A 9,281-nucleotide genomic window follows, 5' to 3' on the forward strand; every position below is an offset into this window, starting at 1 on the left:
TTGGAGGATGATATGAGAGACTTGGTAAGAAAGTTTTCAATTGTCATATGTTTAGTGATCATTGGGTTTGCGGCAGTGTTTTATATTTTGGAGTTCATGAAACCGAACTCTAAGACAGCCCAATCACCACAGAAACCGCAGCATTATCAAGTGGTTAACAATCAAGATTATTCACGGGGAAACTACCAATACGTCCCAGTTTATAAACAAGGCGATAATTTTCCTAATGCTTTACATACAATTCGGGGAGAAGGACATTCTGATTTTATCACCCAGTACTTTCTTCCCACTTACACCAGTAGATATTTCCAAATGAACGACGAAAATCACCGACTAATGCGGAATCCTCAAAGTGTGGTCTTACACGGACAGTATGCCTATGTGATGTACACCTTTTATGGTGGTTCTGATACAGGCTTTGTGGTCCGCTATGATCTTAAAAAGCTTCAACAACTAGGATTTAATTTACCTGGTTATATGAGTAAATTCAGACACAGTAAGACCCAACTAGACGGGATTAAGATTGGTCCCATTTTTAAGACTGGGCACGGGCAGTCCTTGGCCTACAATCCAAAGAATAAACAAATGTGGTTTGTGAAACAAAATGGGTTTAAACCGGTCGTTCAGCGGCTCGACATGGATACCCTAAAGCCGATGCAGGAAGTCAAAGTAAAAATTAATTCCAGTGGGCCAGTTCCCATGGGAATGGTACTGGCATTTGACAAACGTGGGAATGCCTATTTTTACAGTATTACGCACCATGGCATTGCGCCGAAGGGATCCGTTAAGATATATCGGGGTCAGATTAGCGACAATGATGTGCAGTTCAAACTGATTCCCCAGGTGATTAGATATGCTCCGGGAACTGTTCCACAGTCATTAGCTTATAATGCCCAAAATAATAATTTGTATTTGGTCTCAAACGGTGGCATCATGCGCATCCCAGTCAGTAAGCTAGGTCACTTAAAGAAGAGTGACGTTCGAACCATCATTACCGACGGACATCGTGAATTTGAAGGGCTCTCCTTTGAAGACGGAAAGGGAATGCTGCTAGTGAACCGGGGACCCGAGTTGATGCGAATGACGAATCCTAATTTTTAGTCCTTCCGCTTGTAAAACGATTAGTTGAGACTTAGAATTACAATTAACTAATTAATCGAAAGAAAGGACGAAGATAATGACTGAATTTAACCATCCAATTACATCAGATGACATCGATCAAATGCAGGCTGACCTTGAAGTGCAACCCAAAAACGAGGTTATCTCGCGGGCCATTATGACCAACGGCATTGACAAGGCTTCAGAAGATCCGCGAACCGCAGTTCGTTTGAATCGGACCTTTTCCGTTGACCTGGAGACCGGAACCGTTTCCAACCAAAAGCACAGTGGAAGATGCTGGTTGTTCTCACTGCTAAACACTTTGAGACACAAGTTCGCGGTTAAGTACAACAAGAAGGACTTTGAACTATCACAAAACTACCTGTTCTTCTGGGACAAGATTGAACGGGCTAACATGTTTTACGATCGAATGATCACGCTAGCGGATCGTCCCACCAGTGATAGAGATGTAGATTTTTACTTGAGCATGCCTGGTGAAGATGGCGGTCAATGGGCCATGGCAGCCGCTTTGGTTCAGAAATATGGGGTAATTCCTAAGGAAGCCTTCCCTGAGACGGCGGTAACTGATGACACCACCGATTACGACGAGGTGATGGATCGCAAGCTCCGCCATGACGGAATGGTACTCAGAAACCTAGTTAACTCGGACGCTTCTGATTATGACATTAATCAAATGAAACAAAAGATGATGTCAGAAGTCTACCGGATGACTGCTTATTCATTTGGCGTTCCACCCAAGACCTTTGATCTTGAATATCGTGATGACGATAAGAAGTATCATTTAGATCAAGGTTTGACACCAAAACAGTTTTACGACAAGTACATTGGCGTTGATTTAAACGACTACGTTGTCTTGACCAATTCACCTGACAAGAAGATGGACGAGATGTACTCACTCCCAAGTCAGAATAACGTTGAGGGCGGGATGCCCATTGAATTCTTGAACGCTCCAATGGATGAGTTGAAGGAAGCTGCCATCAAACAGTTAAAGGATGGCGAGACCGTCTGGTTTGGAAACGATGTGTTGCACCAAATGAACCGACAGAAGGGCTACTTGGACAGTAAGTTATACCGTCAAGCTGCTTTATTCGGCGTTGACATGACCATGACGAAGGCCGAACGATTAGAGTATCATGAAGCCGAAGTTTCTCATGCGATGACCTTGACTGGTGTTGACCTGATCAACGATGTTCCCACCAAATGGAAGGTTGAGAACAGCTGGGGTAAGAAGGTCGGAGACGACGGTTACTTCGCAATGACCGACGAGTGGATACAGGACTTTGTCTACGAAGTGGTTGTTAAGAAGAGTTACCTGAAGCACACCCAAAAGGAAGTTTTGAAGAAGACTCCAATCAAACTGGACCCATGGGATTCATTACAATAAAAATAATTGATTTCGATCTAATTCGAATTGATCCAAACAAAAAGCAACTAACCATTATGGTTAGTTGCTTTTTTAATTATTGAGCGGTTTTGGCGTGATGCAGATCGATTTTGGCTAAGGCCACTAAAATGATGTATGCGATGTCGCAAACCGCACACAGTAAACCAATCCAAGTTACAAAACGGTAGCTTAGAATAAATCCATCCAAAATGGTGGGAGCGAGGGTGCCGATAAATTTCGCAATCGCGATCGTTAACGACTGACCCTCTAAGTTAGGACGTTTAAAGAACATCACGATGAATAAGACGCTCATTAACAGATTTTGGGAGAAGGCGGAATAATTGGATCCGTTCGTTGCACCTAAGGCATCGTAAAAGGCGTATTCGATGATAAATGAAGCAAGGATAACGGTAATTCCTTGCAGAATGTAGTATGGCTGTAAATCTTTAATTTGATATTTTTTACCGTAAATGAAGTAGCACGCAATAACGCCAATGTCTAGCAAAAACCAGAACACGTGAATCACGGTTGGTAACGCGAATCCGAGGGTATTGATGTTACTAATGGAATAAAGAAGTTCCCATGCAATATTTAAACCGGCTGCCCAGAGCGGCATGCAGTAGGTTTTGTGCTTAAAACCAATGTAGATCATCATGATATAAACAAGTGACCAGCAGATGCCACTTAAACCCGTTAAAAGATTGACTGCCATAATAAAATCTCCAATTATAAGTTCAGCTTTTAAGGTCATCAGCATTTGGACTATGTAAACCATTACCTAGTATTATCATAGTCTTTGTAAAATTAGTTTCCAATAGATTTGTCACATGAGCAGGGAAAATAAATTATTTTGACTTATTTATCCTGTATGATAGGATGAAAACGTGAGGGATGTTATTTCCCTCAGCTAAGCTAAAACGTTTATTTTTTATTGATTTTTTGAGCTGCTTGTAGTGGATGCTATGGGTGGCTTTTTTAGGTTCTTAGTTGACAATTTTCTTCTATATGATAATCTTAAATTGTAAAAGAAAAGCAGTTGCATTATGTGCAACTGCTTCGAGATCCGCTAAAGCGGTAGCTACATTATAATTCTATAAAGTAACCATCAGCCTTGTGCGGCTAAGACGGTTACTTTTTTTGTTGGTCTGGGACCAACTTAAGAATTAGTTGGATTAGTTCTATCATGAAATGACAGAATTGAAATACTAATTCTAACGTGTCAAATAAGGACACGCGCTACTCCTTTCATCAGGATGGTTATATACGAATAGATTTCATCGCATATTAACCACTCCTTTGAAGTTTAAAGTAGCTACCGTCTTAACTTTTCTCTTTAATTATTGTATCAATCTTTTGGAATAAAATATATAAATATTCAAGAGATTGTATATTTTTATTATAAGGTAATCATCTTTATGGCGTGGCTAAGACGGTTACTTTTTTGTTTTACTTTTTCTGTGAAACCAATGATGATTTCTGTCACAACTCTCAAAATCTTTTTCATGGGATGTCCTCCTGCGGTGATAATACTTTTGTGACATTATACACTATTACAGTATTACAGTTTCGTAAACATCCCGTTAATTATAAATAACATGCCCCTTATCCCATAGACACTACGTTAGTTTGCCTGTATAATTTGCACCAATAATTAATGTATGAGCAAGAGAAATGGGGTGGGAGAGTAAGATGAAGTGGTTTTTAAAAATTGGATTGTACGTTGTGGAAGTAATGACATTTGGGTTATTAGCATTGATTTTAATTCAGCTCCCAATCGATTATTTCCCAATGCTGATATTACTTTTTTCTAATTTGGCCTTTTTGCTGATCATCAATCAGCGGGTTCAAAGTACAATTAATAATCATTATAAATGAATTGATCATAAAAGAAGTGCCCCATAATCGTTAGACCCTCGTCTAGCCACTATGGGACACTTTTTATTTTTTCAAAAACAACTGATAAACCAGGATTGCGATCACTAACGCCGCAAAGACCAGGGTGGCAATTTTGGGATTGGATATTAAAGCATCGACCACTCGATGAAGAATCGAAAAGCTGTGGACCCCGTGTAATCCGAGGACAAAATATGAATTCATTTTCATCACCTACGTTTTCTTGCGAAATTCTTTATTATTCTAATCCCTAATCGTGAAAAAAGTAAGCAAAGTCCTCCAAAGTTATGTATTATAGATGTATAAAACCTAGGAGGATCAACTATGGCAATTGATTGGATGTTAATTTGGCACATTATCGTAATTGGTAATGCGTTATTTGCGATTATTACTGTGTTCAGACAACCACGGGACATTGCCGCAACATGGGCATGGTTACTAGTGTTGGTATTTCTACCATTATTAGGCTTCATTATTTACGCTTTCTTCGGAAGGAAGTTACCCAAGATTAAATTCTTCCGATTAAAGGGGAGCGTGAAGAAACATGTTAAACATGAACTTAACGAAGAAAAAGCGATGTTGAAGAAGCCAAAAGATGCTGATACGCCGTCGAAGAAGATTGCGTGGGAATCAGCTAACATGGTTAGAATGTTTATGAATTCTGATACCTCGCCACTTTATGATAATAATAAAATTGATGTTTTTACGAATGGTGACAAGTTAATGGACCAAATGTTCGATGACATTAAGAATGCCAAAAGTTCCATTAACCTTGAGTTTTACACGTTTTACGCCGATAAGATCGGTAAAAAAGTGCTGGCGGCTTTGGTTGAGAAGGCCAAAGAAGGCGTCGACGTTCGGGTCATCTATGATTCATGGGGATCAATGGGAACGACCCAACGATTCTTTAAACCGCTGTTTGAAGCGGGCGGACACGCCTATCCGTTCTTACACACCCATTCCAATTTCTTTGATTTCCGGGTTAACTTTCGGGATCACCACAAGATCTTGGTAATCGATGGCGAACACGGCTACGTTGGTGGTTTTAACATCGGTGACCAGTACATGGGCTGGAGTAAGAAGTTCGGTAACTGGCAGGATTGTTCCATTCGAATTCATGGGAATGCCATCTACGGATTACAGTCACAATTCATTTTGGATTGGAACGCAACCGATGGCAAACTTCAGATTAATCCTAACAATCCAGAGATGATCAAAAAGTACTATCCTATCATTCATACTGTTGGGGAAGCGGTCATGCAGATTGTCTCCAGTGGTCCTGATACCAGTATGGAGCAGATCAAGATTGGTTACATCAAGATGATTGAGATGGCCAAACATAAGGTGCAGATTACAACTCCGTACCTGATTCCTGATCCATCCGTTTTAGACGCCCTAAAGATTGCGTCCATGTCGGGGGTCGATGTGCAAATTATCGTTCCCGACATGCCGGATCATCCGTTTGTTTATCGAGCTACGCAGTACTACGCAAGTCAATTAACCAAATTGGGTGTGAAAGTCTACTACTATAACAATGGCTTCATGCATGCTAAGACCGTCGTGGTCGATGACAAAATTGTCTCGGTTGGGTCTGCCAACATGGATTACCGAAGTTTCAAGTTGAACTTTGAAATTAATTCGTTTACCTACGATGAAGAGTTTGGGAAACGAATGGGAAAGATTTTTGAGGAAGACCTAAAGAAGAGCACGCTACAAACCACTAAGATGTTTGAGTCTGAGTCATGGTGGTTGAACTTCAAGCAGCATTTTAGCCGCTTGTTGTCACCAATTCTATAAATTAAAAAATAAAGGGATGAACCTCACTGGGTTCATCCCTTTTTAATGACTATTTATTATTTATTTTTGTGGATCGGTCGCGATTAAGGCCCCAGCTAAGTTATGCATGTCTGGTTCCTGCGCGGTGACGATTAATTGTTGGTTAACGAACGCCATTTGACCAATGTCACTCATTTCTCTGCCGTATCCAGATCCTTTAACGCCACCAAATGGTAATGATGGGAGGGATGCCAGAAAGTTGTTGACAAAGACCATGCCGGTTTCAATCTGATCGGCTACCTTGGCACCACGTTTAGGATCGCCAGAGAAGACAATTCCACCTAATCCATAAGGGTTATCGTTGGCCATCTCAATGGCTTCCTGTTCACTGTGAACTTTGTAGACCGAGGCAACTGGCCCAAAGAATTCAGTTGAATAACCTGGATTGGACTTGTCGATGTTGGTTAAGATGGTTGGCATGAAGAATTGGCCAGGGAGATCAACTGGTTGATCACCGTAAACCACCTTAGCTCCCGCTTTAACGGTTGCATCAACTTGAGCTTGAAGTTTATCTTTCGCTTTCTTTGAGTTCATTGGAGCAAGGGTAGTAGATGGATCCATCGGGTCACCCATTTTAACCTTGCTGAAGTCCTCCTTTAATTTTGCAACAAACTTGTCGTAGACATTATCCATCACGATGAACCGTTTGTCAGAGCAGCAAACTTGACCATCGTTATAGAGTCGAACCCGCCAGGCAATGTCCTCAGCTTTATCTAAATCAGCATCGTCCAAGATGATGAACGGATCCATTCCACCGAGTTCCATCGAATTCTTCTTAAGGTTCTTACCGGCCGCTTCAGCAACTGATGATCCACCACGTTCGGATCCGGTTAGGGCGACACCTTGAACCCGTTTGTCTTCGATGGCCTTAGTAACCTGGTTGTATGATAAGAACATGTTGGTCAATGCGCCTTTAGGAGCACCAGCTTCTTTGATTACGTCCGCAAACGACTGGGCTGACTTAGGAATGTTAGAAGCATCCTTTAAAATCATGGGATTTCCAACCATAAAGTTAGGGGCAAAGACCCGCATGATTTGATAGTAAGGAAAGTTCCAAGGTTCAACCATTACTAGTGTTCCAAGAGCGTGATAGTGCATCTCGGCTTGACCAGTAACCGCTGAAGTAAGGGCTTTAGGCTGAAGTAGTTCTTCACTGTGATCGGCAAACCAATCAGCGATGATCGCACATAGTTCAACTTCACCTTGTGATTCACGGAATAACTTACCCATTTCGATTGTGGCGGTCTTAGCGAGTTCGTCTTTGTTGTCTCGTAGTGCGCTAGCAACGTTATGAAGGACTTTGGCCCGCTTTTTGATATCTTGTTTCTTGGTCTTTTTGTAGAGGGCATCATCAGTCTTTAAGACTTGCTCTAACTCCTTGTCAGTAGCGTTGGGATAGGTTTTGATAGTTTCATTGTTGAATGGATTAACAGTCTCATATGCCATAGTAATTCTCCTTTGTTTTATAAAAAACACGATCTATCACATTAATTACCAATAACTATGAGAATCAGTTAGCTAACTCAAATCTCACCCTTAGTATAGTTCATTAGTGAGCATATGCAAAAGAGTAGCTTGAATTTTTAAAATAAGTGAGCCTATATATGCTATTGTAAGAGAATATGAATTAAAAAATATCTTCATAGAATATATATTCTATGAAGATATTTTTGTTTTTAATTATTTAATGTTCAAGATCCACAAGAAGACCAGGAAGATAATGGCTAAGGCGTACATCATCCAACCGACTTCCCTACCTCGCTTAGCGGCGATCATGGTAATTGGATAGGCAATGAAACCGAGCGCAATTCCATCTGAAATACTGTAGGTTAACGGCATCCCAATCGCAATTAGAAAGGCTGGGGCAGCAATTTCGAATTTGTTCCAGTGGATGTTTCCAAGTGATTTGGCCATCAAAATTCCCACGATGATCAAGGCTGGTGCGGTGACCTGACTGGTAATGACGGTCAAAAGTGGTGAGAAGAACATGGCGAGTAAGAATAGGATTCCGGTAATGATAACGGTGAATCCAGAACGTCCACCAACAGCAATTCCCGCTGATGATTCAACGTAGGCACCCATTGGTGAAGTTCCTAGAAGTGATCCAACCAGCATGGTTACGGAATCAGCACCCAAAGCACGACCAATGCGGGGAATCTTATTGTCCTTCATGTAACCAGCCTGTTCGGCCAAACCAACCAGTGTTCCGGCGGTGTCAAAGAAAGTTACCAGTAGGAACGTTAGCACGACAACGATTAGTTGAGGCGTGTTGATTTTATCAACGTTGAATAGTCCAACTAAGAAAGTGGACTTGATGCTTGGAACTCCGGAGACGATCCCGGTAGGCATCTTGATTAAACCGAAGAGCACGCCAATTACAGCTGAAGCAACCATTCCAATGAAGATGGATGCGGGAACGTTAGCGGCCATCAGGAATAACGTGATGACCAGTCCAGCGACCGTCAGCAACGTGAGTGGGTTACTGAAAGATCCCAAGCCTACTAGGGTTGACTTGTTGGCAACCACTAGTCCACCATTGTTTAAGCCAAGAAAGGCGATGAACAATCCAATTCCACCAGCAATGGCGGACTTAAGGTCGGACGGGATCGAGTCGATAATCTTTTCACGCAACTTGAGTAGCGTCAAGATAACGAAGAGGATTGAGGCAACGAACACACCAGCAAGGGCAGTCTGCCAGGGGATGTGCATCCCAATACATACCGAGTAAGCGAAGAAAGCGTTCAGACCCAGACTAGCAGATAACGCAAACGGGTAGTTTGCGATGATTCCCATTAGGAAACAGCCAAATGCAGAGGCAAGAGCGGTCGCGGTAAAGACGGCACCCTTATCCATTCCTGCAGCACCCAAAACGTTCGGGTTTACGAATAAGATATACACCATGGAAACAAAGGTCGTGACTCCCGCGATGGTTTCACGGGTAAAGTTTGTTCCCAGTTCCTGAAAGTGAAAAAACGAGGCAATTCGATTAGCCATTTCCACAACTCCTATCACATTAATATTCGGTTTTAAAAAAATGAACCACGATATT

8 protein-coding genes are annotated in these 9,281 nt (G+C 41.7%); 4 read left to right on the forward strand and 4 right to left on the reverse strand.

All coding sequences use genetic code 11. The features are described 5' to 3' along the window. Window positions 1–12 precede the first annotated feature (12 nt). Both LfDm3_RS02130 and LfDm3_RS02135 read left to right on the forward strand, forming a co-directional pair. Complete coding sequence (locus LfDm3_RS02130) at window positions 13–1,101, forward strand: hypothetical protein (protein ID WP_052236570.1); 1,089 nt, start codon at window positions 13–15, stop codon at window positions 1,099–1,101. 76 nt (window positions 1,102–1,177) lie between these two features. Then, window positions 1,178–2,503 (forward strand): C1 family peptidase, encoded by a 1,326-nt coding sequence (locus LfDm3_RS02135; RefSeq protein WP_039143691.1) that lies wholly within the window; start codon window positions 1,178–1,180, stop codon window positions 2,501–2,503. 76 nt (window positions 2,504–2,579) lie between these two features. Here the strand turns inward: LfDm3_RS02135 and LfDm3_RS02140 are convergent, their stop codons facing one another. Beyond that, on the reverse strand, window positions 2,580–3,215 hold the full coding sequence (locus tag LfDm3_RS02140; RefSeq protein ID WP_039143693.1) for a transmembrane-type terpene cyclase: 636 nt from the start codon (window positions 3,213–3,215) through the stop codon (window positions 2,580–2,582). A 977-nt stretch (window positions 3,216–4,192) separates the two neighbouring features. Here LfDm3_RS02140 and LfDm3_RS02145 point away from each other — a divergent pair. Continuing rightward, the gene (locus tag LfDm3_RS02145) at window positions 4,193–4,378 is read left to right on the forward strand and encodes a hypothetical protein (protein WP_039143696.1); all 186 of its coding nucleotides are present in this window, start codon (window positions 4,193–4,195) and stop codon (window positions 4,376–4,378) included. 63 nt (window positions 4,379–4,441) lie between these two features. On the opposite strand, the gene LfDm3_RS06825 is transcribed toward LfDm3_RS02145, so the two are convergent. Next, a complete protein-coding gene (locus LfDm3_RS06825) occupies window positions 4,442–4,600 on the reverse strand; it encodes a hypothetical protein (RefSeq protein ID WP_153218755.1) in 159 nt (52 codons plus the stop codon). Between the two features lie 120 nt (window positions 4,601–4,720). Between LfDm3_RS06825 and cls the strand changes: the two genes are divergently transcribed. Continuing rightward, a complete protein-coding gene (cls, locus tag LfDm3_RS02150; protein ID WP_039143698.1) occupies window positions 4,721–6,193 on the forward strand; it encodes a cardiolipin synthase in 1,473 nt (490 codons plus the stop codon). A 60-nt stretch (window positions 6,194–6,253) separates the two neighbouring features. Here the strand turns inward: cls and LfDm3_RS02155 are convergent, their stop codons facing one another. After that, window positions 6,254–7,678, reverse strand: coding sequence for an NAD-dependent succinate-semialdehyde dehydrogenase (locus tag LfDm3_RS02155; RefSeq protein WP_039143701.1), 1,425 nt, complete (start codon window positions 7,676–7,678; stop codon window positions 6,254–6,256). Between the two features lie 234 nt (window positions 7,679–7,912). Continuing rightward, the gene (locus tag LfDm3_RS02160) at window positions 7,913–9,226 is read right to left on the reverse strand and encodes an NCS2 family permease (protein WP_039143704.1); all 1,314 of its coding nucleotides are present in this window, start codon (window positions 9,224–9,226) and stop codon (window positions 7,913–7,915) included. Window positions 9,227–9,281: the final 55 nt, after the last annotated feature.

It is taken from the genome of Fructilactobacillus fructivorans, from assembly GCF_000814735.1.
Classification (GTDB): Bacteria; Bacillota; Bacilli; order Lactobacillales; family Lactobacillaceae; genus Fructilactobacillus; species Fructilactobacillus fructivorans.

Coding starts and splice junctions, on each gene's coding strand:
- LfDm3_RS02155 (WP_039143701.1), bottom strand. CDS start 7,678: ATGGCATATGAGACTGTTAATCCATTCAACAATGAAACTATCAAAACC.
- LfDm3_RS02135 (WP_039143691.1), top strand. CDS start 1,178: ATGACTGAATTTAACCATCCAATTACATCAGATGACATCGATCAAATG.
- LfDm3_RS06825 (WP_153218755.1), bottom strand. CDS start 4,600: ATGAATTCATATTTTGTCCTCGGATTACACGGGGTCCACAGCTTTTCG.
- LfDm3_RS02140 (WP_039143693.1), bottom strand. CDS start 3,215: ATGGCAGTCAATCTTTTAACGGGTTTAAGTGGCATCTGCTGGTCACTT.
- LfDm3_RS02145 (WP_039143696.1), top strand. CDS start 4,193: ATGAAGTGGTTTTTAAAAATTGGATTGTACGTTGTGGAAGTAATGACA.
- cls (WP_039143698.1), top strand. CDS start 4,721: ATGGCAATTGATTGGATGTTAATTTGGCACATTATCGTAATTGGTAAT.
- LfDm3_RS02160 (WP_039143704.1), bottom strand. CDS start 9,226: ATGGCTAATCGAATTGCCTCGTTTTTTCACTTTCAGGAACTGGGAACA.
- LfDm3_RS02130 (WP_052236570.1), top strand. CDS start 13: ATGAGAGACTTGGTAAGAAAGTTTTCAATTGTCATATGTTTAGTGATC.